Here is a 22,345-nt window from a genome sequence, read left to right as displayed (position 1 = left end):
GAGTATCGGTTTAGCTCAATGCCCTTTTCAACGGCCTGATCCGGCGGATCAGCACCATATCGATCAGGAGTACAGCCAGCAGCGCCGCGCCGGTCAGGGGAAACAGCAGGGAGGTGAGCAGCATGACGATGGCCCCAGTTTTCCAAAGACGCATGTCGGTGGGATAGGCGGGCGCCATCAGCCGTGATGCGCCTTTCGGTCGGCGTATCCACCACATGGCGATGCCGCTGACGCTGAGAAAGATCACCGCGAGGCAGTAGACGGTGACGAGGATCAGGTTCCACAGACCGATTGTGCCCATGTGAAAGGAAACGCCGAGCGCCATCGTCTTGCCGGCGAGACCGTAGTTTTCATATTTGATATCGGCCAGGACCTTGCCACTGTAGCGATCGATATGGACGGTCCGGTCGGAGCGGGGATCGGTGCTGTCATTGCTCATCGTGTCGCGGGAAATACTCCAGACACCGCTTTCATCCTTGGGAAAATTCAACTGAAAGCGATTATCGAAACCGATGGCCCGGGCATAGGCAATAACATTGTCCAGCGTGACGACCTCTCCATCCGGCAGTCCGGCGTGACCGGCATGAGATCCGGACATCGGCATCGGTGCCTGTTCCAATGTCCAGGGTACATCCTTGATACTGCCATGGTTCATGGCGGCATGGGTGGCGTCGGACAGCGGGGCATCGCTCCATTTGCCAATCGGGAAGGTGCTCCAGGCCTGGGTGAATTTTTCGCCCCAGACGCCCGCCCAGCTCAAGCCTGAAACCAGAAAGACCAGAAGCAGGATCGAGGCGTAAAAGCCGATGGTGCGGTGCAGAGATTTCCAGAGCTGGCGACCCTTTTCGGCAAAGCTCGGAATGAGCAGTCGCAAATAGCTCTCGCCCTGGCGGGGCCACCACATGTAAAGCCCGGTGATGACCAGCACCACGCCGAATCCGGCGGCGATTTCAATCAGCCGGTCGCCGAGCGTGCCGATCAGCAGGTCGCTGTGAATGTTGTCGGCCAGGTCGTAGAGCCCGCTGCGGCGGCTCCACTGGCCCAGCACCTGCGCGTCATAGGGATTGACGGCGACCATCATCGACTCTTGGCCCCGGTTGACCCGGAAAGCCGCGACACTTTCTGGTGTGGCTGGCGCGATATATTGAGCGATAACCCCGCCTGGAACGGCGGACAGTGCAGCGTCCGCCTGTTGCGACACAAGCGTCTGGGCAGATGTGGGGGTGACGGTGAAAGCCTTTTCGCCGTCGCGCCCGACCAGGGTGGCGCTCCACATCATGATCAGTCCGGTGACAGCCAGCACGATCAGGAAAGGGGCGACGTAGAGCCCGGCATAGAAATGCCAGCGCCAGGCGGCAAAATAAAATCCTCTGGTTGAGGCTGCTACCGGCTCTTCGACCGGCAGAGAGGTAATGGTGGACATGGTTGAAACCTTGGAAGGGTGCCCGATGGCTGGATTGCTGAACATGCGACGGGCGGACATGCAAAGGCATGAGATCCGGCACGACGGCACAGGCCATGGGCGTGAAATCTGATGGAGCAGAGCGTTAGCCGAAGGAAGAACCCTGTTCGACCAAATCCTGCTACCGGCGATGGCCAGGCGTTCCTCGCTCCGCTGCAAGAGAGGCAGCGCGCAAGAGCGGCATGGCCGGATCAGATATCAGCCAAGGGGTGGGGCGCGGGGCGCGCTATTGGGGGGAAAGAGCCTCACGATGTCAGGTGCTTGAACAGGCGGACTTGCCGTTTCAAGACTGGCTCTAGCCGCCACGCCAATCGTATCCGCAGGCATGGGCAAGAGGATGGAGGCGCCGATACGGCAAGCTTCGCAGCCGCTTTGGGATAGATGCCCGTGCGTTTTGCCGTGATCTTCAGGTACAAAAGCGGTTGAACTGGAGATGCACAGGACCGGTAGCGAACCATCCGGCAGGGTATAGGCGGCAAATTCCGTCGGGATTTGCGGCGCTGCCAAGGCCTGAGGGGTTTTATGGGCAAAGCCAATGGCGACAACAGCGATCATGCACCAGACGTGCACCGCCATTCGCCATGTCATCTGCCCTGCGCGCATCCGCTTTCCCTTGATCGTGCCGGTTCTTGCCGAACCGCCACTGCCTGATCAGCTGTAAGGGGGAGGTCGCAACGTTTCAAGATCAATATCTGGAAACAACCCTGCGTCGCGTGGCCGCAGGGTTGTCTCTGAGCTCTGTGTCTGTGCTGAAGTGCAGGTAACAAATAAAAAAGGCGGTCCGAAGACCGCCTTTTTCAGAAAGACTATGACAGACTTATTCAGCCGAACCTTCGGCAGCCTTTGCAGCTTCGGCTTCAGCGGCGGCAGCCTTTTCGGCGGCTTCTGCTGCGGCCTTTTCAGCGGCGAGAGCCTGTGCTGCTGCAACCTTTTCAGCTTCCAGGCGGGCCTTTTCCTCGGCAAGTGCTGCGCGCTCGGAATCGTTCAGCTTGCGGGCGCGGGTGCCGGTGTTTTCAACGATACGAGCGGATTTGCCGCGACGGTCGCGCAGGTAGTAGAGCTTGGCGCGACGGACCTTACCGCGGCGAACCACTTCGACGCTTTCAACCAGCGGCGAATAGACCGGGAAAACGCGCTCGACGCCTTCGCCGTAGGAAATCTTGCGAACGGTGAAGCTTTCGTTGATGCTGCCGCCGGAGCGGGCAATGCAAACGCCTTCATAGGCCTGTACGCGGGTACGATTGCCTTCCGTCACGCGGACGTTGACGCGCAGCGTATCGCCAGGAGAAAATTCCGGCAGGGTGCGCTTGGCTTCGATCTTGGCGGCCTGTTCGGCTTCCAGCTGCTGAATGATGTTCATCGGTTTAACCTTTTCAAGTTCTTCTGAAACAGCCAGAGCGCTCATCCCTCATCCCTGGGTCATAGCCTCGGGATGACGCCTTGCGGCGGGAGCGGTTTCGCAGTTCTTTGTTTTCGGTCTTTTCAGTCTCGTTCACGGGATAACACCCGTTTCCGCGCCTGCCCTTATACCAATCGGCCCGGCTTGTCATCCCTTGGCCCCAAGAATTTTGCTCGGATGATTGACTTGCGCAGGCGTCGGGCTGTTGCAATAACGGCGAGGGGAGAGTCATTCATGTCAATCGAAATCATCAGTCTGATGTTTGCCGCCGGGTTTTTCTCGGCGGTGGTCAATGCCATTGCTGGCGGCGGGACCTTTCTGACCTTCGGGGTGCTAACCCTGGCAGGCCTGCCCTCGGTCACGGCCAATGCGACCTCCTCCATCATCCAGTTTCCCGGCTATATCACCTCGACGCTCGCCTATCGGCGTGAAATTGCCGCCCATTGGAAAAGTGCTGCGCTGCTGTCGATAATCTCAGCCGTGGGTTCGCTGGTCGGTGCGTTGATCCTGATCTCCCTTTCCAATCCCACTTTCAGCCGCCTGGTGCCCTGGCTGTTGCTGATGGCAACGCTGGTATTTGCGCTTGGCCCCCGGCTAAGGCGCAAGGCCGATAAGCAGCATCCCGCCAACCTGCTCGGATTGCTGCTACAAGGCGTCACCTCCGTCTATGGCGGATTTTTCGGAGCGGGCATGGGCATCATGATGCTGGCCTCGCTGCAATTTGCCAGCGGCGGCGATTATCACCACCTGAACGCGCTGAAAAACCTGCTGGCCATCGTTATTGCTGCCATTGCCATCCTGGTGTTTGCAACGGCTGGCGCAGTGTCGTGGCTGCATGCGGGCATCATGCTGCCAGCGGCGGCATTGGGTGGCTATGCCGGTGTGCATATGGCCAAACGCGCGCCGCAGACATTGCTGCGCTGGCTGGTGATCGCCGCTGGCCTGTCGTTGGCGATCTACTACTTTTTTAAAGGCTGATTGCCCTGGGGGAGATTGGTGGAGGCCTGGGAGAGCAAATCGGGCCGCCGCTCGCGGGTCAGTGTCTCAGATTGCTCCTGGCGCCAGGCCTCGATGGCACGGTGATTGCCCGAGGTCAGCACTGCCGGGATCTCCCGGCCCTCGAAGACTTGCGGGCGGGTATAATGCGGATGTTCCAGCAATCCGCCCTCGAAGCTTTCATGCAGGCCGGACAGGTCATTGCCCATCACGCCGGGGATGATGCGCACCACGGCATCCAGAAGCGTCAGGGCCGCAGGCTCTCCGCCTGAGAGAATATAATCGCCTATGGAGACTTCCTCCAGATTGCGGGCGTCGATGACCCGCTGGTCGATACCCTCAAACCGTCCGCAGACGATCACCACGCCGCTACCACCGGCGATTTCGCGGACCCGTTTCTGGGTGAGCGGCCTGCCGCGTGGGCTCATCAGCAGGCGGGGGCGCCTCTCACTGCCAAGGGTGTCGTCTCCCAGGCTGTCGATGGCTCTGGCCAGCACATCCGGTTTCAGCACCATGCCTGCACCGCCACCGGCGGGCGTGTCATCAACGCTGCGGTGCTTGTCACTGGCAAAATCGCGGATCTGCACTGCGTCGATCGCCCATTGGCCGCGTTCCAGCGCCCGGCCTGCCAGCGACACGCCGAGATGCCCCGGAAACATTTCCGGGTAGAGCGTCAGCACCGTTGCCTGAAATGTCATATCAGCGGCCGCCGCTCTTCGGCTTGCCATCGGCGCTGAACGGTTCTTCGCTCCCGTCGTCCTTCAGGCCTGCTGCCTCCGGATCGATCAACAGCTTGCCTTCCTCCAGATCGATTTGCAGCACGGCGGCCTCGGAAAATGGCACAAGAACGGGGCGTTTGCCCGGTCCTTTCACTTCCAGCAGATCGCCTGCGCCGAAATCGAATACCGCCGTCACGGTGCCGTAGCTATTGCCTTCGGCATCCACCACCGCCAGACCTTCGAGGTCGGCATAGTAGAATTCATCATCATCAAGTTCTTCATCGGGCAGGGCGCTGCGCTCGATAAACAATTCCAGCCCGTTCAGGGCTTCGGCGGCGTTGCGGTCATTGATGCCACGAAAACGCACCACGACAACGGTTTTGGCCTCACGAATATCCAGCACCTCGAAGACCCGGCCATCTGCGGCATGCAGTTTGCCGTAGTCGCCCAGCGCCATCGGGTCGGCGGTGAAGGACTTCACCCGCACTTCGCCACGGAGGCCCTGGGCGGCACCGATAACGGCCATCAGCACGGGATTTTCAAGCTTGGTCATGGCGGATGAAGGTCCTTGGCGACAGTCGGGGGCTGTTTGAAATTGGGTAGAAGCGGACGAAGGATAAACGACAAACGGGCGACATGAAACCATGCCGCCCGTCGGTCAAATCATTTCAAACCGATTATTCAGCGGCTTCGGCAGTAGCAGCAGCCAGGGCATCAGCCTTCTGCTTCTTTTCAGCCAGACGCTCAACAGCGCGCTTGCCGGGCTTTGCCTTTTCAGGGTTGCTGCGTGCAGCGCGTTCAGCCAGGCCAGCTTCTGCAAGGAACTTCAGAACGCGGTCGGTCGGCTGTGCGCCCTTGGCAATCCATTCCTTGATACGGTCAGCGTTCAGTTCAACGCGCTTTTCATTGTCCTTGCCGAGCATTGGGTTCCAGGAACCAACCTTTTCCAGGAAACGGCCATCGCGTGGGCTGCGCGCATCGGCGATAACGATCTGGTAGTAAGGACGCTTCTTGGAGCCGCCGCGGGCGAGACGAATCTTGAGGGACATGGGTATACTCCTTGGTTTTTAACCGGCGCGGTCTGTTGCGTCCGGTATGTTGTTGAGGCCGCCGTCAGGCGGTCTGTTCCGTTTGACTGCTATGTTCAGCCGCAATGGCTTCATGATGCCGGATAACTTCCTTGATGATGAAATTCAGGAAAGTCTCGGCAAAATCCGGGTCGAGTTGGGCGTCCTTGGCAAGCTGCCGCAAACGTTCGATTTGATATTCCTCCCGCGCCGGATCGGCGGCCGGAAGGTCGTATTTGGCTTTCAGCACGCCCACTGCCTGTGTGCAGCGGAAGCGTTCGGCCAGCATATGCACCAGTGCTGCGTCGATATTGTCAATCGACTGGCGGTAACCGGCAAGTTGCTGTCTGATGGCGGTATCAAACACGGGAAGGGACATCGGCAGCTATCCTCACTTCTTCTTTGGGAGACCGGGAAGGCCGGGAAAGCCTCCACCAAGACCGGGCAATTTTCCACCACCCAGGCCGGGAAGTCCGCCACCCATTCCACCTGCCATGCCACCAAGGCCCGGTGGTGGCTTGATACCGGCGGCTTCAGCCTGGCGCGCCAGCGCTTCCAGCTGCTTGGGGTCCATGGAGCTGAAGATCCGGCATACCGCCCATCCCGCCCATCCCGCCCATTCCACCCATGCCCATCTTTCCGGCCAGGCCGCCCATCAGCTGCTTCATCATGCCGCCGCCCTTCTTGCCGCCCATCATTTTCATCATGTCGGCCATCTGGCGGTGCATTTTCAAAAGCTTGTTGATCTCGGACGCATCGGTGCCTGAGCCCTTGGCAATGCGCTTCTTGCGGGAATGCTTGAGGATATCGGGATTGGTGCGTTCGGCCTTGGTCATCGAGGAGATGATGGCGATCTGGCGGCCGAACATCTTGTCGTCCATGCCTGACGCGGCCATCTTGTCCTTCATTCCGGCCATGCCGGGCATCAGGCCCATAATGCCGCCCATGCCGCCCATTTTCTGCATCTGGCGCAGCTGATCGGCGAGGTCGTCGAGGTCGAACTTGCCCTTGGCCATCTTGGCGGCCATGGCGGCTGCCTTTTCGGCGTCGATATTTTCGGCGGCCTTTTCGACCAGCGAAACGATATCGCCCATGCCGAGAATACGGTCGGCGATCCGGCGCGGATGGAATTCATCCAGCTCCGTCATCTTTTCGCCGACGCCGATCAGCTTGATCGGCTTGCCGGTGACGGCACGCATGGACAGGGCAGCACCCCCACGGCCATCGCCGTCCATACGGGTCAGCACCAGGCCGGTAATGCCGACTCGCTCATCGAAATTGCGGGCGAGATTGACGGCGTCCTGACCAGTCAGTGCATCGGCGACCAGCAAAATTTCGTGCGGCCTGGCATTTTTCTTGATGTCGGCCATTTCGACCATCAAGGGCTCATCGATGTGTGTGCGGCCTGCGGTGTCGAGAATGACCACGTCATGGCCGCCGAGCTTGGCGGCCTGCACGGCGCGGCTGGCAATATCGGTCGGTGACTGGCCGGCAATGATCGGCAGCGTATCGACGCCGGTCTGCACGCCCAATTGCCGCAATTGCTCCTGGGCGGCGGGACGGCGGGTGTCCAGCGAGGCCATCAGGACCTTCTTGCGGTCGCGGTCGGTCAACCGCTTGGCGATTTTGCCAGTCGTCGTGGTTTTACCCGAGCCCTGAAGGCCGACCATCATGATCACGACAGGGGCCGGTGCGTGCAGGTCGATGGACACGCCCTCGGCGCCCAGCATGTCGACCAATTCGTCATGGACGATCTTGACGACCATCTGGCCGGGCTTGATGGCTTTCAAAACGGCGGCGCCAACCGCCTTTTCCCGCACCTTGTCGGTGAAGCTGCGCACCACTTCCAGGGCGACGTCGGCTTCCAGCAGGGCGCGGCGAACCTCCCGCAGGGCGGCGGAAACATCAGCTTCCGACAACGCGCCACGGCCGGTCAGTCCATTCAAGATGGAGCCAAGGCGGTCCTGCAGGTTCTCAAACATCGCATCATCCTCATGGGTTGGGTTGCCCCAAACCTCGGGTTTTCTTGTGCCGAAAACAAGACGCAAAGCCAAAAATCACCCGAGGGCGCATCGCGCTGTCGGGTGTTGACCTCCGGGAACTCTTTATACCTTTACGGGTCCCGGTCGGCGGCTCAGAGTCATGTCTCGTCGCAGATTTGGGAGGGGTAAACAGCAAAATGCCGCAGGAGTCAAGAATGCTTTGCCTTGAGCAGTGCGGGGGAAGGCCTTGGTGCCTTACTGTTTTGCATAACGCTCGCTGTACTCGGCCTCATAGAAGGCCAGCCTGTCATGCCATTGCATGATCGACTGGCCATCTCCGCCTGCATTTGCCTGGTTTGCGAGTTTCTGAACCCATTGTCCGGCCTCCTGCGAGAATTCGTAGACGGTAAGATCGTGTTCCTCGAGAACCTTCTGTGGGTCGATGCCGAACTTGACAGCCGCTTGCAGATGACCTTGAACTCTCGCATAGTCTTCAAAGGTCGCAAGCTTGCCTTTCTGTGCCACCTGCATCGGGGCTTTGGCAAAGCGACCGCTATTGGGATTGGCAAAGGCCTCGCCATAGAGACGGGAGAATTCGCGTTGCGGGTCGGGCGATTCTTTCCATGCCTTGGTAAAACCGGCATCGATTTCCTGAAATTGGGCATCGGTCACGCCCAGTATTTTCTCAATCTCGCTTTTGTCCATATTGTTGGCGATACGGGCGTTGGCTGCCGCCCATTCTTCAAAGGTCACGCCGTGAATAGGGGCAGGGATATTTTGCGCCCATGTCGGCAGGGCAAAAACAAAAGCCCAGGACGTAATCAGTACCGCTATTTTTATCAAATACATCCATATGTCCTATTTGCCAAAAAACGGTTGTAATCCATATCTAGGTGATCGTGACTTTCTGGGAAGTCATCGATTTAACAATTGAAGATGTCATGACAAAAAATCCCTATTATCGCGGTCCCGTTTCCGACCATTTCGATGGAACCCGTTTTTTCAATCCTGGCGGTATCGTACCCTTCGGCTTTACCGCCGTTATGCGCTGGAAGCTCAAAGGTCAGCGCGCCATCTGGCCCAAAGCTGTCGCGTTGCCGGAAGGTCAGGCTCGGCCTCTGCCACGTGTCGAGGGAAAAGACCTGCGGGTGACAATGATCGGCCATGCCTCGATGCTGATCCAGGTTGGCGGGCTTAATATTCTGACCGATCCTGTGTGGTCCGACCGGGCCAGTCCAGTGGCATTTGCCGGACCGAAACGAGCGATTGCTCCTGGCGTCCGGCTGAATGACCTGCCGCCCATCGATGTGGTGCTGATCACCCATAATCATTACGACCATCTCGACGGAAAGACGCTGGCGCGCCTGCATCACGCATTCGCGCCGCATTTCGTCACGCCATTGGGCAATGATGTCACCATTCGCCGTGCCGTGCCTCTGGCCCATGTCAGCGTGCTGGATTGGGGGCAGCATCTGGCGGTCAGCGCCGATACCCGTGTCACAGCAGAACCCTGCCATCATTGGTCGGCGCGGGGCGCAAGAGATCGGCGCATGGCGCTATGGGCGGCCTTTGTGCTCGAAACACCTGCCGGCAAAATCTACCATATCGGCGATACCGGCTTTCACGATGGCATCAATTACCGGGCAGCGGCTCGGAAATATGGAGGATTCCGGCTGGCTAACCTGCCGATCGGCGCCTATGAGCCGCGCTGGTTCATGCGCGGCCAGCATCAAAACCCGCAGGAGGCGGTGGAGGGGTTTACGCTCTGCAATGCCTCTTTTGCTGTCGGCCATCATTTTGGAACGTTCCAGCTGACAGACGAGCCGATGACGGAGCCGGCTGACCATCTGGCCGCCGCGTTGAAAGCGGCGGGCATTGCGCCCGAACGGTTCCGGCCTTTGCGAGCTGGCCAGGTCTTTGATGTGCCTGCTGGTTGAGCCCTGCTGCCACTGGTAATTCCAGTGAAATTGCGCCATATAGCGCTCAACAACCGCAGGACAGGAAGGCTATGGGCAATCGGGTCGAATTCGCGAAAATGAACGGGCTTGGCAACAAGATCCTGGTCGTTGACATGCGTGGCCGCACCGACCGGGTCACGCCGCAGGCGGCCATTGCGCTGGCGGGCGACGCTGAAACCCACTTCGATCAGATCATGGCGATCCATGATCCTAAGCTGGCGGGTACTTTTGCCTATATCGACATTATCAATTGCGATGGCACGCTGGCGCAGGCCTGCGGTAACGGCACACGCTGTGTTGTGCAGGCGCTGTCGGCGGAAACCGGCCTGAAGGCTTTCACCTTCCAAACGCTGGCCGGTATTCTGAATGCTACCGAGCATGAAGACGGCTCGGTGTCTGTCGATATGGGTGTTCCGGTGTTCGACTGGAACCGCATCCCGCTGTCGGAAGAATTTCACGATACCAGCCGGATCGAATTGCAGATCGGGCCGATTGATGCCCCGGTGCTGCATTCGCCTGCCGTGATGTCGATGGGCAATCCGCATGCGGTGTTCTGGGTGGACCGCGATCCGATGTCCTATGATCTGGAACGGTTCGGGCCGCTGCTGGAAAACCATCCGCTGTTTCCCGAAAAGGCCAATATTACCCTGGCGCAGGTGACCTCGAAAACCAACATGACCACCCGCACCTGGGAGCGGGGCGCTGGGCTGACGCTGGCTTGCGGTTCCGCCGCCTGCGCCGCCGGGGTTTCCGCTGCGCGCACCGGGCGCACCGAGCGCAAGGTGACGATCACCGTCGCCTCCAGCCCCAACCGCCAAGCCCTCGACATCGAATGGCGCGAGCGTGACGGGCATGTGATCATGACGGGTGCGGCAGAATGGGAATGGGCAGGACAGCTCGATCCGCAGACCGGCACCTGGCAGCGTGAACACCAGGCAGGCCACGAGGCCTCGGTCTCGTGAGCGGCATCGACGTCATCACCTTCGGCTGCCGCCTCAATACCTACGAATCGGAAGTGATGAAGGCGGAGGCCGAAAAGGCGGGCCTTGACCAGGCTATTCTGGTCAATACCTGTGCGGTGACGGGCGAGGCGGTGCGTCAGGCCCGCCAGGCCATTCGCCGCGCCCGGCGTGAAAACCCGCAAGCGCGGATTATCGTCACCGGCTGTGCCGCACAGACCGATGCCGCAGGCTTTGCCGCCATGCCGGAAGTGGATCTGGTGCTGGGCAATGAGGAAAAGCTGAAGGCTGACCATTACCGGGCTTTGCCCGACTTCGGCGTGGCTGCGGCAGAAAAGCTGCGCGTCAACGACATCATGAGTGTGACAGAGACCGCGCCGCAGATGGTCAGTCATATCGATGGCCATGTGCGTGGTTTCCTTCAGGTACAGAACGGCTGCGACCATCGCTGCACCTTCTGCATCATCCCCTATGGACGCGGCAATTCACGCTCCGTGCCAATGGGGGCGGTGGTGGAACAGGCTCGCAAGCTGGTGGAAAACGGCTACCGCGAAGTGGTGCTGACCGGCGTGGACGCCACCAGCTACGGCGCCGATCTGCCCGGCCAGCCCAGCCTGGGCCTGCTGGCAAAGACGCTGTTGAAACAGGTGCCTGACATTCTGCGTCTGCGGCTGTCCTCCATCGATAGTATTGAGGTTGACCGCCATCTGATCGACCTGATCGCCGAAGAGTCGCGTTTCATGCCACATCTGCACCTGTCGTTGCAGCATGGTGACGACATGATCCTGAAGCGGATGAAGCGTCGCCATTCACGGGCGGATGCCTTGGGGTTTGCGACACAGGTCCGCGCCCTGCGGCCCGATTTCAGCTTCGGTGCCGACATGATTGCCGGTTTTCCGACCGAAACCGAGGAGATGGCGGCAAATTCTGCCTTGTTGGCGCAAGAGATCGGCATCGCCCATCTGCATGTGTTTCCATATAGCCCGCGGCCCGGCACACCGGCCGCCCGGATGCCGCAACTGGACCGCACCCTGGTGAAAGCGCGTGCCGCCAGCCTTCGCGCGGTTGCCGAACAGCTGCATCATGCCCATCTTGAACACATGGTCGGCTCACAGCAAAAGCTGCTGGTGGAGCGCAACGAAATGGCGCATACGCAGGACTTCACCCTCGTGGCCGCTCCGGGCCATCTGCCGGGTGCCCTTGTGGATGCGGTGATCGGCGGTCACAATGGACGCCACCTGATTATTGAACAGTCAGCCGCCGCTGCGGCCTGAACGTCGAAAAGCAAAGAACATCATGGCGCTTGGATTCATCAAAAAAGTCTTCACCTTTGGCAGGGACAAGCCAAGCGAAGCAGGTGTAGATGCCGGGCTTTCCACTGAGGAAAAAGCCGCCATTGCCGCCGAAAGCGAGCCGCATGACCGTGTGGAGCAATTGCCGCTGGCCGAAGATCCTGTTCTGGCCGAGGAAGTCGATACGGCAGGCGGGCCTTCCGATGATCTGGTCGAAGATCAGGCTGATGAAGATGATGTGACGGCGGATGATCTGAGCCTCCTGCCGCTCTCGCTGCTGGAAGCCGAAGAGGCTGCTGAAGAGCCGCCTTCTGACGCGACGCCGTCTTTCGATGAACTGCTCGATGAGGCGGAAGGTGCTGCGCCCGGCACCGAGATCGCGCTGCCCAGGGGCTTTTCGACCGTGGTCGAGCCTGAGCCTGAGCCGGAAACGCCTGAGGTGAAGCAGAGTTGGTTCCAACGCCTCAAAGCCGGGTTGTTTCGCACCTCTTCGCAGCTCACCGGCCAGATCTCAGCACTTTTCACCAAGCGCAAGCTGGACGAGGAGACGCTGGAAGAACTGGAAGATCTGCTGATTCAGGCCGATCTCGGCGTCGAGACCGCCATGCGGGTCACAGCCACCCTGTCGTCCGAACGCTATGGCAAGGATGTGACTGGTGAGGACGTGACGCGGATCATGGCGGCTGAAATCGTCAAAGTGTTGAAGCCGGTGGCCAAGCCGCTGGCACTGGATCTCAATCACAAACCGCATGTCATCCTCGTCGTCGGTGTCAACGGTACGGGCAAGACCACGACGATCGGCAAGCTGGCCGCCAAACTGTCCGGCTCCGGCTTGAAAGTCATGCTGGCGGCGGGCGATACGTTCCGCGCTGCAGCCATCGAGCAGCTGAAAATCTGGGCAGACCGCACCGGCTCGACCTTTATCGGCACCAAGCTGGGCGCCGATGCAGCGGGGCTGGCCTATGATGCTTTCGAAAAGGCCAAGGCTGAGAAATCCGACGTGCTGATTATCGATACGGCGGGCCGCTTGCAGAACAAGACCGAGCTGATGGACGAGTTGGAAAAGATCGTCCGGGTTCTCACCAAGCTCGACCCGGATGCGCCGCATACCGTGTTGCAGACGCTGGATGCGACCACCGGCCAGAACGCCATGAACCAGGTGGAGATTTTCCGCAATGTCGCCGGTGTCAACGGGCTGATCATGACCAAGCTGGATGGCACGGCGCGCGGCGGTATTCTGGTCGCTATCGCCGCCAAGCATAAATTGCCGGTCTATTTCATTGGCGTTGGCGAAGGCGTGGATGATCTCGAGCCCTTCGAGGCCGAGGATTTTGCCCGCGCCGTTGCCGGTTTTGGCCCCTCAAGCTAAAGCACGATCTTTAAATTCGACGCAATTTCGTATTAACCGCAAAACTAAGCCCGAAGAGCAAAGCAGGATACCATGACAGCAGGAAACGCAGGCCAGCAACCGAGTGCGGCAGAACAGCATCACCCCTTGCTGAAGCTGGCCTTGGAGCTTGGACCTCTGCTGGTGTTCTTCTTCGGCAATCTGCGCGGTGAATGGCTGGCGGCACATTTTCCGGCCCTGACCGCCATCGGCGGGCCGCTGTTGATCGCCACAGCGCTGTTCATGGTCGCCACCGTGCTGGCGCTTGTTGTGTCCAAGATCGTCTTCAAGCACCTACCAATCATGCCTTTCGTATCCGGCGTGGTGGTGCTGGTGTTTGGATCGCTATCGATTTGGCTTCAGGACGACACGTTCATCAAGATGAAGCCGACCATCGTCAACGCGCTGTTCGGCGTGGTGCTGCTTGGCGGATTGCTGTTTGGTAAATCCTTGCTCGGCTATGTCTTCAATGCCGCCTTTCAGCTCGATGATGAGGGCTGGCGCAAACTGACACTGCGCTGGGGTATTTTCTTCCTGTTCCTCGCGGTGCTGAACGAGGTGGTCTGGCGCAATTTCACCAATGATGTCTGGGTGAATTTCAAGGTCTGGGGCACGATGCCGATCACCATTCTGTTCACGCTGGCGCAGATGCCGCTGATCATGCGCCATTCCCTTGAAAACAAGGCGGAAGAGGGCGGCAAGTGACGGCTGTGGCGGGAGCGCCGAAAACCCATCACGCCGCCTCGTTCTGGCTGGTGGTTCCCGTCATCATTCTGGCCGTGCAGATCTTGGCCGAGCATTTCATGGGCCGGATCTGGATCTGCTCCTGCGGGTACGTGAAATTGTTTGAGGCGGGGGTGAATACGCCGGGCAATTCCCAACATCTGGCCGACTGGTACACGCCCTCGCATATCATCCACGGCTTTCTGTTCTACGGTCTCGGCTGGCTGGTGCTGCGGCGCGGGTCGTTCGGTCAGCGACTGACACTGGCCACCCTGATCGAGGCCGGTTGGGAATTATTGGAAAATTCGCCCATCATCATCAACCGTTACCGCGCCGCCACCATGGCGGTTGGCTATGAAGGTGACAGTATCCTGAATTCGGCGATGGATACCGTGTTCATGGCGCTCGGCTTCCTGTTTGCAGCCCGTGTGCCGGTGTGGCTGACGATTGTCGTTGCCGTGTTTTTCGAGTTGCTGACGGGGTATCTGATCAGGGACAATCTGACGCTCAATGTCATCATGCTGGTCTGGCCGGTGGATGCGATTAAGGCCTGGCAGGCGGCTCTGTAATGGCTTTGACAGCAAGCGCCCTGTCGATAGCCGGGTAAAGACCCTTTTCTATCGACTGCGCATCAAAAGGCCCGACCCGCTTGTAAACAATCGTGCCATCCGGTGCGACGAGGTAGCTTTCGGGAATGCCGTAGACGCCCCAGTCAATCGCCGCCTTGCCGTTCGGGTCGATGCCGATGGCCTTATAGGGATTGCCAAGCTCGCCCAAAAACCTCAGCGCGTTGTCGCTCTTGTCCTTGTAGTTGATGGCGACGATCTGGATGCGGGGGTCATTGCTCAACTGTTTCAGCAATGGATGCTCGTCCCGGCAGGGGACACACCAGGAGGCAAACACATTAACCAGCGTCAGCTTGCCCGTGATGGCGGAAGAGGTCAGCGCCGGAAGGTTGGAGCCCTCCAGCGGCGGCAGGTTGAGGGTGGGAGCTTTGGTGCCGATCAGTGCGGAGGGAATGTCGCTGACATTCTTGCCGTTGAAATCCTGATCATAGAGCATCTTGCCCGCTGTTCCCGCGATCAGCGCAAAAACCGCAAGCGGAATGGCCGCCAGCAGGTAACGGGAGAACCCGCGCTTTTCAGCGGTTTCCAGCCTGTCCTCAGCCATCAGAGCGCCTTTTCTGTTGATGTGTCAGAGCGGCGGCGAATACCTGCCGCTTCCAGCGCCTTCAACTCTTTCTGGCGCGCGCGGCCCTCCAGCCAGATCCAGACAACCATGAACAGGATGGCGGCAGCGGTCAGCCCGTAGGCGGTGCCGATATAGAAGGCATATTTCATGATGGGCTCTCCTGCGAGGCGACCCGGGCGGCAAGCCGTCGCTGGGCCATGATCCGCCGCCGCCAGATTTCGTTGCGCATCGCCATCAGATGCAGGGTGAAAAACAGCAGCGTGAAGGCCACGGCCATGACCAGCAAGGGCCGCAGAAACTCCGGATCGACGCTTGGGCCGCCGAGTTTCATGATGCTGGCAGGCTGGTGCAGCGTATTCCACCATTCCACCGAAAATTTGATGATCGGAATATTGACGAAGCCGACCAGGATCAGCACCGAACTGATCCGCGCCGATTTCGACGGGTCGTCCATGGCCCGGTTGAGGGCGATCAGGCCCAGATACATTAGGAACAGAATGAACACCGAGGTCAGGCGGGCATCGCCCCAGGCCCACCATGTCCCCCACATGGGCCGGCCCCAGAGCGAGCCGGTGACCAGCGCGATGAAAGTAAACGCCGCTCCCAGCGGGGCCGCGGCCCGATGGCTGACATCGGCCAGCGGATGACGCCAGACCAGCGTGCCGATGGCGGAGATCGCCATCACCGAATAGCACATCATCGCCAACCAGGCGGCGGGCACGTGGATATACATGATCCGCACCGTGTCGCCCTGCTGGTAATCGCCCTCGGTGGTGAAGGCGAGCGTCAGGCCGACGGCCAGCAGAATAATGGTTATTGCCGTCATCCACGGCAGAACACGCGCCACCAGCGCCAGAAACCGGGTGGGGTTGGCCAGCGCGTTTAATCGGGCAGTAAGCTTGGTCGAAGCAAGGCTGTTGTCGGTCATGCTGCTTTCTACCCTGAGGATGGTGTTGCTGCAATTGATCGCAATCAATTGAAGATGGTCAAGAACGATCAATCCGCTGTGTTTCTAAGCGCCAACGCGGCTGCCGATGGCCCGATGACTGCGAAGAATAACGTCAGTGCGGATAGAAACAGAAAGGGCGGCAGGAAAGGGGCCGGATCTTCCACGGCAGCATAGGAAGCGCTGACACCGAAAATCAGCACCGGAATGGCCAGCGGCAGCACCAGGATCGATACCAACAGCCCGCCGCGCGGCAGGGCCACGGCAACCGCCGCTCCGGCAGCGCCAATGAAGGTGAGGGCGGGAGAGCCAACCAGTAGCGTCAGCATCACCGCCCCGATGGCCATTTCGCTCATATTCATGAACAGGCCCAGCAGCGGTGACGCGATCACCAGCGGTAGACTGGTCGCCGTCCAGTGGGCGAGGCATTTGACGAAGACGGTCAGCACCAGCGGCGTTTCCTGCATCAGGAGCAGATCCAGCGAGCCGTCATCCCGGTCGGCCTGAAACAGCCGGTCGAGGCCGAGCAGCGCCGACAGCAGCGCGCCGATCCAGACAATAGCAGGACCGATGCGGGCCAGCAGGTTCATATCCGGTCCGACGCCAAAGGGAATGACGGCAACCACGGTCAGGAAGAACAGCACGCCGATCAGCGCGCCGCCGCCCGCCCTGACCGACAGTTTCAAGTCACGCAGGAAAAGAGCGATCACGCCACATCCTCCAGATCGGCGTAGTCGAAGCCCTTCATTTCCAACAGATTCGGATTGTCCAGCCCCAGGGGCTGGTGGGTGGCGGCCAGCACCATGCCGCCTTGAGCCAGATGGGCGCGAATCAGGCTTGAAAACATCTCATCGGCTTTGACATCCAATGCCGCCGTCGGCTCATCAAGAATCCAGATCGGGCGGTAGGAGACCAGCAACCGGGCCATGGCAAAACGCCGCTGCTGACCGGCGGACAAGTAGCCATAGGGCAGGTGGGTGATGCCACCCAATCCAACCTGATCGGCAGCCTCTTCAATGGAGATGCCTGAACCGCCTTGGGCCTGTCCGAGAAATGCTTTCCAGAATTCCAGATTTTCGGCCACCGTCAGTTCCGCCTTCATGCCGTTGCGATGGCCGAGGTAATGGCTGACCTCGCGGGGTGGTCGTGGCTCGGTGCCGGGTGATTCGAACAGGACAGAGCCGCGCTCTGGCCGGATGAAGCCAGCGATGACCCGCAACAGGGTGGATTTTCCCGATCCGTTGCGACCGGTCAGGACCAGCGCTTCGCCGCTTTGAAGCGTGAAGGAGACGTTGCGAAACAGCAGGTCCTCGCCGCGTTTTGCCGCCAGTTCCAGGGCATTTAGCCGGGTGATTTCCCCTTTGTTTAGCAAAGCTTATCGCCTTTAAAAAATTGTGCCATTTGGCCTTCTACACTCTGGAACAGTTCTTGGAAATTCTCTATAAGACCTGCAACCACGCCAGCGACCGGCGTGTCCATCATCCTAGCGCCGAACTTGAATGTTGCGTAAAGCGATTTTCACGGGCGGACAGCGGAAATGGTCGCACCCGCATCCTGATGTGCATTTAGTGCATAGGCGTCCGCACGTATGTGTTGGCTATCAGTATCAGCGGGGTTCTATCCGTGTCCAAATCGCTTGACAGTTTCAATTGCCGGTCGACGCTTTCCGTCGATGGCAAGGATTATGTCTATTACAGTATCCCCAAGGCCGAGGCCAATGGCCTGACCGGCGTTTCCAAGCTGCCCTATTCCATGAAGGTGCTGCTGGAAAACCTGCTGCGCAACGAAGACGGCCGCTCCGTCACCAAGGCCGACATTGAAAACGTCGCCGCCTGGCTCGTTGACAAGGGCACGGCTGAAAATGAAATCGCCTATCGTCCGGCCCGCGTGCTGATGCAGGACTTCACCGGTGTTCCCGCCGTGGTCGATCTGGCTGCCATGCGCGATGCCATGGTGTCGCTGGGCGGCGATCCGGAAAAGATCAACCCGCTGGTTCCCGTTGACCTCGTCATCGACCACTCGGTCATCGTCGATGAATTCGGCACGCCAACCGCTTTTGCCCGCAACGTTGAGCTGGAATATGAGCGCAACGGCGAGCGTTACCGCTTCCTGAAGTGGGGCCAGCAGGCGTTCAAAAACTTCCGCGTTGTTCCTCCTGGTACCGGCATCTGTCACCAGGTCAATCTCGAATATCTCGGCCAGACCGTCTGGACCAAGGACGAAGACGGCGAAACCACCGCTTATCCCGACACCTGCGTTGGCACCGACAGCCACACGACCATGATCAACGGTCTGGGCGTTCTGGGCTGGGGCGTTGGTGGTATCGAAGCCGAAGCAGCCATGCTCGGCCAGCCGGTTTCCATGCTTCTGCCCGAAGTCATCGGCTTCAAGCTGACTGGCAAGGTCAAGGAAGGCGTCACCGCCACCGACCTCGTGCTGACCGTTGTGCAGATGCTGCGCAAGAAGGGCGTTGTCTCCAAGTTCGTTGAATTCTTTGGCCCCGGCCTGGATTCGATGTCGCTGGCCGACCGTGCCACCATCGGCAATATGGGTCCGGAATACGGCGCGACCTGCGGCTTCTTCCCGGTTGATGGCGAAACCATCAACTACCTCACCATGTCTGGCCGCACCAAGGACCGGATTGCACTGGTCGAAGCCTATTCCAAGGCTCAGGGCATGTGGCGTGATGGCGACGGTTCCGAACTGGTGTTCACCGACACGTTGGAACTCGACCTTGGCGACGTTGTGCCGTCGATGGCTGGTCCGAAGCGTCCGGAAGGCCGTTTGGCGCTGGAAACCATTGCACCAAACTTCGCAACGGCTCTGGAAGGCGATTACAAGAAGCCCGGCCAGCTTTCCAACCGCTATGCTGTTGAAGGCACTGACTTCGACCTCGGTCATGGCGATGTGGCGATTGCCGCTATCACCTCCTGCACCAATACCTCCAACCCGAGCGTGTTGATTGCGGCTGGCCTTCTGGCCCGCAATGCTGTTGCCAAGGGTCTGAAGTCCAAGCCTTGGGTCAAGACCTCGCTGGCACCTGGAAGCCAGGTTGTTGGTGAATACCTGTCCAAGTCCGGCTTGCAGGTTTCTCTGGATGCGCTCGGCTTCAACCTCGTTGGTTTCGGCTGCACCACCTGCATCGGTAACTCTGGCCCGCTGCCAGCGCCGATCTCCAAGACCATCAATGACAAGGGCCTGATCACCGCTGGCGTATTGTCGGGCAATCGTAACTTTGAAGGCCGTATCTCGCCGGACGTTCAGGCCAACTATCTGGCATCTCCGCCGCTGGTTGTTGCTTACGCGCTGGCCGGTTCGGTTCAGAAGGACCTGACCACCGAGCCTCTGGGCGAAGATCAGGACGGCAATCCAGTGTTCCTTCGGGATATCTGGCCAACCTCCAAGGAAATCCAGGAATTCATCCTGAAATACGTCACGCGCGAGCTGTATGAAAGCAAGTATGCGGACGTGTTCAAGGGTGATGAAAACTGGCAGGCCGTGCAGATCCCTGCTGGCCAGACCTATGCCTGGGACGACAACTCGACCTATGTGCAGAACCCGCCTTACTTCGTGGGTATGGGCAAGAGCGGCTCTGGTCTCAAGAACATCACCAATGCGCGCGTCCTTGGTCTGTTTGGCGACAAGATCACCACCGACCATATCTCGCCGGCTGGCTCCATCAAGGCGGCGTCGCCGGCTGGCGCCTATCTGCTGGACCATGGCGTTGGCGTGGCGGACTTCAACCAGTACGGCACCCGTCGCGGCAATCACGAAGTGATGATGCGCGGCACCTTCGCCAACATCCGTATTCGCAACCACATGCTCGGTCCGAACGGCAAGGAAGGTGGCTACACCATCCATTATCCGTCCAAGGAAGAGATGTCGATTTACGATGCGGCCATGCAGTACAAGGCCGAGGGCGTTCCGCTGGTGATCTTTGCAGGCGTCGAATACGGCAACGGTTCATCGCGTGACTGGGCTGCCAAGGGCACCAACCTGCTCGGCGTTCGCGCCGTGATCGCCCAGTCGTTCGAGCGTATCCACCGCTCCAACCTGGTCGGCATGGGTATCGTACCTTTCTGCTTCGAGGACGGCACCACCTGGGCCAGCCTCAACCTGAAGGGCGACGAGTCTGTTACGATCGAAGGCCTCGAAGGCGAGATCAAGCCACGCGAGAAGAAGATCGCCAAGATCACCTATGCCGATGGCACAGTGAAGGATCTGCCGCTGATCTGCCGCATCGATACGCTGGACGAAGTGACCTATGTGAACAACGGTGGCATCTTGCAGACCGTTCTGCGCGATCTGGCCGCTTAATCCGGTCGATTCCTATTGAAAATAGCAGCCGCCGGCGCAAATGCCGGCGGCTTTTTTGTTTTCTCTTCGCTTCAAGGTTGCTCTCACCCCAACGTGACTTGGTGTTGAAGTAGGTCCTGTTTATCCTCTCAATCCATGAGCAGACAGATCAGCGGTGTGGCGATGCTTAAGACCAGGTTCATGTGACCGGTTTAAACTGCTTTGACATGTTCATGCAGTATGGACAGCGTAAGCCGGGCTGGCTGCAAGGACTTGCTGCAAAGGGGCGGCGGAACCGAGCAGCATCGGGTTAGCGGCTCGAGACGCTTGGACTGCGATCATCGGCACGATGCCGTGCTATTGTGGCCGGGCTTTAAGAGTTGAATAAAGGGGAGGGTTGAAAAATGGGGCAGGATCGGTGGTTTCGATGAAGGTTACGGCAATCCCTGGAAAAGGCCTCCTTATGGGCCTGATGATGTGCCTGGCAGGGGCCTCAACCGTCAAGGCTGAGGACGCGCGTTTGCCAAAGGGGGTTGTCGAGCTTTTTACGTCGCAGGGCTGCGTGTCCTGCCCACCCGCCGACCGTGCTTTTGAAGCGCTCGCCAAACAGCCTGACGTGATCGCATTGGCCTACCATGTCGATTACTGGAACTACCGCGGTTGGACCGATACGCTCGGGTCCCCTGGCAATACCGCCCGCCAATATGCTTATGCACGAAGCTTTGGTAGGAGCGGTGTCTATACGCCCCAGGCTGTGGTCAATGGCACGATGCAGATGAAGGGCACCGATGCGACGACGCTTTCGGGAAAACTGGATGGGCTGCGGGCCAGTGGCAATGGCCTGTCGGTCAAGGTCGATGCAGCCATCCAAGGCGACGCACTGTCGGTGTCGATCGGGAGTGGGCAAGGCCGCGCCGATGTGGTCGTCGTCTATTTCAAGCGTCGAAAAGATGTCGAGGTTCTAAAGGGTGAAAACAAGGGTCAGCGCATGACCTATTGGAACAGCGTTAGCGACATCCAATCTGTTGGCATGTGGCATGGCGATAGTTTGAAACTGACCCTGCCATCCAAGGTTCTGCGCAGCAATGATTGTGATGGATTTGCAGTCTTGCTTCAGTCTTCGACGCAAAATGGAGAGCCCGGCCGTATCGTCGGCGCAGCGATGGTAATGGCTCAATCCGCAGGAAATGAGAGTACTAAGCAGCTCAATCCATGATCGGCAGACAATCCGCACGCATAGGATCACATGTGTCACATGCACTCCTGTGGCTTCAGCGGGTCCGGCCGGGAACATTGGGGGGCTGGGGGTAAGGGGTCAATGCGCCAGACCGGACCCTTGACGCTGACGCGTCAACTGAAGACGGTGCAATCTCGTCTGCAATTGGGGCGCTGTTTTGACCGAAATACGGCGAAGGAAAAAAACCTTCCGAAATGGAGCAGGTTGAGCTTTTTGGCGCAAACGGCTTACGCAGTTACGCTCTTGCAATTTGATGCCTGTCAGGCAAACTGTCACCGGCTTGTCATGAAAAGCACGAAGGAGCCCCAATGACCGATCAGCCGGATTTACCTCGTGAAGTCCCGCCCGTCACTCCTGAAACTGGCCAGCGCCCTGGCAACAGACCTTCTCCCGTGGTGGATCTTAGGGATTACAAGCAGAATCTCGATCCGCTGCCGGTCACTTTTCATCGTACGGAATTGGATGCGATCTTATGGGTCTATGGCCGAATGGTCGGGGAAGGCGAGTGGCGCGATTACGCGCTCGACCATCTGAAAGACAAGGCGGTGTTTTCCGTTTTCAAGCGCTCTGGTGAAATGCCCCTGTATCGAATCGAGAAAAATCCGAAGCTTGCGGCAAAGCAGGGGGCTTTTTCGGTGGTCAATACCCACGGAATGATTTTGAAACGTGGGCATGACCTGCGTCAGGTGCTGAAAGTGTTCGACAAAGTTTTGAAACTGGTCGAGTAGAGC

Annotated in this window: 23 protein-coding genes and 1 pseudogene; 10 read left to right on the top strand and 14 right to left on the bottom strand. The window is 59.1% G+C overall.

Annotated features, from left to right (window positions below; translation table 11 throughout):
* Window positions 1–10: 10 nt before the first annotated feature.
* The 3 genes from G6L01_RS15545 to rplS form a co-directional block, all read right to left on the bottom strand.
* Complete coding sequence (locus G6L01_RS15545) at window positions 11–1,423, bottom strand: PepSY-associated TM helix domain-containing protein (RefSeq protein WP_070166350.1); 1,413 nt, start codon at window positions 1,421–1,423, stop codon at window positions 11–13.
* A 237-nt stretch (window positions 1,424–1,660) separates the two neighbouring features.
* Complete coding sequence (locus G6L01_RS15540; protein WP_234891963.1) at window positions 1,661–2,038, bottom strand: hypothetical protein; 378 nt, start codon at window positions 2,036–2,038, stop codon at window positions 1,661–1,663.
* A 241-nt stretch (window positions 2,039–2,279) separates the two neighbouring features.
* Entirely contained in the window at window positions 2,280–2,822 is a 543-nt protein-coding gene (gene rplS, locus G6L01_RS15535; RefSeq protein ID WP_070153199.1) for a 50S ribosomal protein L19, read from the bottom strand.
* A 273-nt stretch (window positions 2,823–3,095) separates the two neighbouring features.
* On the opposite strand from rplS, the gene G6L01_RS15530 reads away from it, so the two are divergent.
* Window positions 3,096–3,839, top strand: coding sequence for a sulfite exporter TauE/SafE family protein (locus tag G6L01_RS15530; RefSeq protein WP_070166334.1), 744 nt, complete (start codon window positions 3,096–3,098; stop codon window positions 3,837–3,839).
* Here the strand turns inward: G6L01_RS15530 and trmD are convergent.
* From trmD to G6L01_RS15500, 6 genes and pseudogenes are all read right to left on the bottom strand, one after another.
* Entirely contained in the window at window positions 3,821–4,555 is a 735-nt protein-coding gene (trmD, locus tag G6L01_RS15525; RefSeq protein WP_070166335.1) for a tRNA (guanosine(37)-N1)-methyltransferase TrmD, read from the bottom strand. The two genes, G6L01_RS15530 and trmD, sit on opposite strands and share 19 nt — an antisense overlap.
* A 1-nt stretch (window position 4,556) precedes the next feature.
* Window positions 4,557–5,129, bottom strand: coding sequence for a ribosome maturation factor RimM (gene rimM / locus G6L01_RS15520; RefSeq protein ID WP_070152795.1), 573 nt, complete (start codon window positions 5,127–5,129; stop codon window positions 4,557–4,559).
* Window positions 5,130–5,253: 124 nt separating this feature from the next.
* A complete protein-coding gene (gene rpsP / locus G6L01_RS15515) occupies window positions 5,254–5,625 on the bottom strand; it encodes a 30S ribosomal protein S16 (protein ID WP_015917458.1) in 372 nt (123 codons plus the stop codon).
* 64 nt (window positions 5,626–5,689) lie between these two features.
* The gene (locus G6L01_RS15510) at window positions 5,690–6,022 is read right to left on the bottom strand and encodes a chorismate mutase (protein WP_156548045.1); all 333 of its coding nucleotides are present in this window, start codon (window positions 6,020–6,022) and stop codon (window positions 5,690–5,692) included.
* Between the two features lie 12 nt (window positions 6,023–6,034).
* A pseudogene (gene ffh, locus G6L01_RS15505) lies at window positions 6,035–7,625 on the bottom strand (signal recognition particle protein).
* A 255-nt stretch (window positions 7,626–7,880) separates the two neighbouring features.
* Window positions 7,881–8,474, bottom strand: a complete 594-nt coding sequence (locus tag G6L01_RS15500; protein WP_070164277.1) for a hypothetical protein — start codon at window positions 8,472–8,474, stop codon at window positions 7,881–7,883.
* 92 nt (window positions 8,475–8,566) lie between these two features.
* Here G6L01_RS15500 and G6L01_RS15495 point away from each other — a divergent pair, with 92 nt between their 5' ends.
* The 6 genes from G6L01_RS15495 to G6L01_RS15470 all read left to right on the top strand — a co-directional run bounded on the left by G6L01_RS15495 (window position 8,567) and on the right by G6L01_RS15470 (window position 14,513).
* Window positions 8,567–9,562 carry an MBL fold metallo-hydrolase gene (locus G6L01_RS15495; protein WP_070164278.1) on the top strand — a complete coding sequence of 332 codons (996 nt, stop codon included), beginning with the start codon at window positions 8,567–8,569 and terminating at the stop codon, window positions 9,560–9,562.
* A gap of 71 nt (window positions 9,563–9,633) precedes the next feature.
* On the top strand, window positions 9,634–10,545 hold the full coding sequence (gene dapF / locus G6L01_RS15490) for a diaminopimelate epimerase (protein ID WP_070164279.1): 912 nt from the start codon (window positions 9,634–9,636) through the stop codon (window positions 10,543–10,545).
* The gene (gene mtaB / locus G6L01_RS15485; protein ID WP_071206112.1) at window positions 10,542–11,816 is read left to right on the top strand and encodes a tRNA (N(6)-L-threonylcarbamoyladenosine(37)-C(2))-methylthiotransferase MtaB; all 1,275 of its coding nucleotides are present in this window, start codon (window positions 10,542–10,544) and stop codon (window positions 11,814–11,816) included. The genes dapF and mtaB overlap by 4 nt, the downstream gene beginning before the upstream one ends.
* A 22-nt stretch (window positions 11,817–11,838) precedes the next feature.
* A complete protein-coding gene (gene ftsY / locus G6L01_RS15480) occupies window positions 11,839–13,203 on the top strand; it encodes a signal recognition particle-docking protein FtsY (protein WP_070164281.1) in 1,365 nt (454 codons plus the stop codon).
* Between the two features lie 72 nt (window positions 13,204–13,275).
* Window positions 13,276–13,926 (top strand): septation protein A, encoded by a 651-nt coding sequence (locus G6L01_RS15475; RefSeq protein ID WP_070164282.1) that lies wholly within the window; start codon window positions 13,276–13,278, stop codon window positions 13,924–13,926.
* Window positions 13,923–14,513: a DUF2585 domain-containing protein gene (locus G6L01_RS15470; protein WP_139190188.1), complete on the top strand. Its 591-nt coding sequence runs from the start codon at window positions 13,923–13,925 to the stop codon at window positions 14,511–14,513. The genes G6L01_RS15475 and G6L01_RS15470 overlap by 4 nt, the downstream gene beginning before the upstream one ends.
* Here G6L01_RS15470 and G6L01_RS15465 read toward each other — a convergent pair.
* The 5 genes from G6L01_RS15465 to ccmA all read right to left on the bottom strand — a co-directional run bounded on the left by G6L01_RS15465 (window position 14,488) and on the right by ccmA (window position 17,453).
* On the bottom strand, window positions 14,488–15,114 hold the full coding sequence (locus G6L01_RS15465; protein WP_070164283.1) for a DsbE family thiol:disulfide interchange protein: 627 nt from the start codon (window positions 15,112–15,114) through the stop codon (window positions 14,488–14,490). The genes G6L01_RS15470 and G6L01_RS15465 overlap by 26 nt on opposite strands.
* Window positions 15,114–15,284, bottom strand: coding sequence for a heme exporter protein CcmD (gene ccmD / locus G6L01_RS15460; RefSeq protein WP_070164284.1), 171 nt, complete (start codon window positions 15,282–15,284; stop codon window positions 15,114–15,116). Before ccmD ends, G6L01_RS15465 begins: the two co-directional genes overlap by 1 nt.
* A complete protein-coding gene (locus tag G6L01_RS15455; protein ID WP_070164410.1) occupies window positions 15,281–16,063 on the bottom strand; it encodes a heme ABC transporter permease in 783 nt (260 codons plus the stop codon). The genes ccmD and G6L01_RS15455 overlap by 4 nt, the downstream gene beginning before the upstream one ends.
* Window positions 16,064–16,131: 68 nt before the next feature.
* Entirely contained in the window at window positions 16,132–16,791 is a 660-nt protein-coding gene (gene ccmB, locus G6L01_RS15450) for a heme exporter protein CcmB (protein WP_060718704.1), read from the bottom strand.
* Entirely contained in the window at window positions 16,788–17,453 is a 666-nt protein-coding gene (ccmA, locus tag G6L01_RS15445; RefSeq protein ID WP_174089277.1) for a heme ABC exporter ATP-binding protein CcmA, read from the bottom strand. The genes ccmB and ccmA overlap by 4 nt, the downstream gene beginning before the upstream one ends.
* Window positions 17,454–17,704: 251 nt before the next feature.
* Between ccmA and acnA the strand changes: the two genes are divergently transcribed.
* From acnA to G6L01_RS15430, 3 genes are all read left to right on the top strand, one after another.
* Window positions 17,705–20,398: an aconitate hydratase AcnA gene (gene acnA, locus G6L01_RS15440; RefSeq protein WP_070164285.1), complete on the top strand. Its 2,694-nt coding sequence runs from the start codon at window positions 17,705–17,707 to the stop codon at window positions 20,396–20,398.
* A 442-nt stretch (window positions 20,399–20,840) separates the two neighbouring features.
* On the top strand, window positions 20,841–21,593 hold the full coding sequence (locus G6L01_RS15435; RefSeq protein ID WP_139190202.1) for a DUF1223 domain-containing protein: 753 nt from the start codon (window positions 20,841–20,843) through the stop codon (window positions 21,591–21,593).
* A gap of 329 nt (window positions 21,594–21,922) precedes the next feature.
* Entirely contained in the window at window positions 21,923–22,342 is a 420-nt protein-coding gene (locus G6L01_RS15430) for a DUF2794 domain-containing protein (RefSeq protein WP_070164288.1), read from the top strand.
* Window positions 22,343–22,345 lie beyond the last annotated feature (3 nt).

The sequence above is a fragment of the Agrobacterium vitis genome, assembly GCF_013337045.2.
In the GTDB taxonomy this organism is placed as follows: domain Bacteria; phylum Pseudomonadota; class Alphaproteobacteria; order Rhizobiales; family Rhizobiaceae; genus Allorhizobium; species Allorhizobium vitis_B.
The sequence above is the reverse complement of the archived record's forward strand: the minus strand, read 5'-3'. Positions and strand labels throughout refer to the sequence as shown.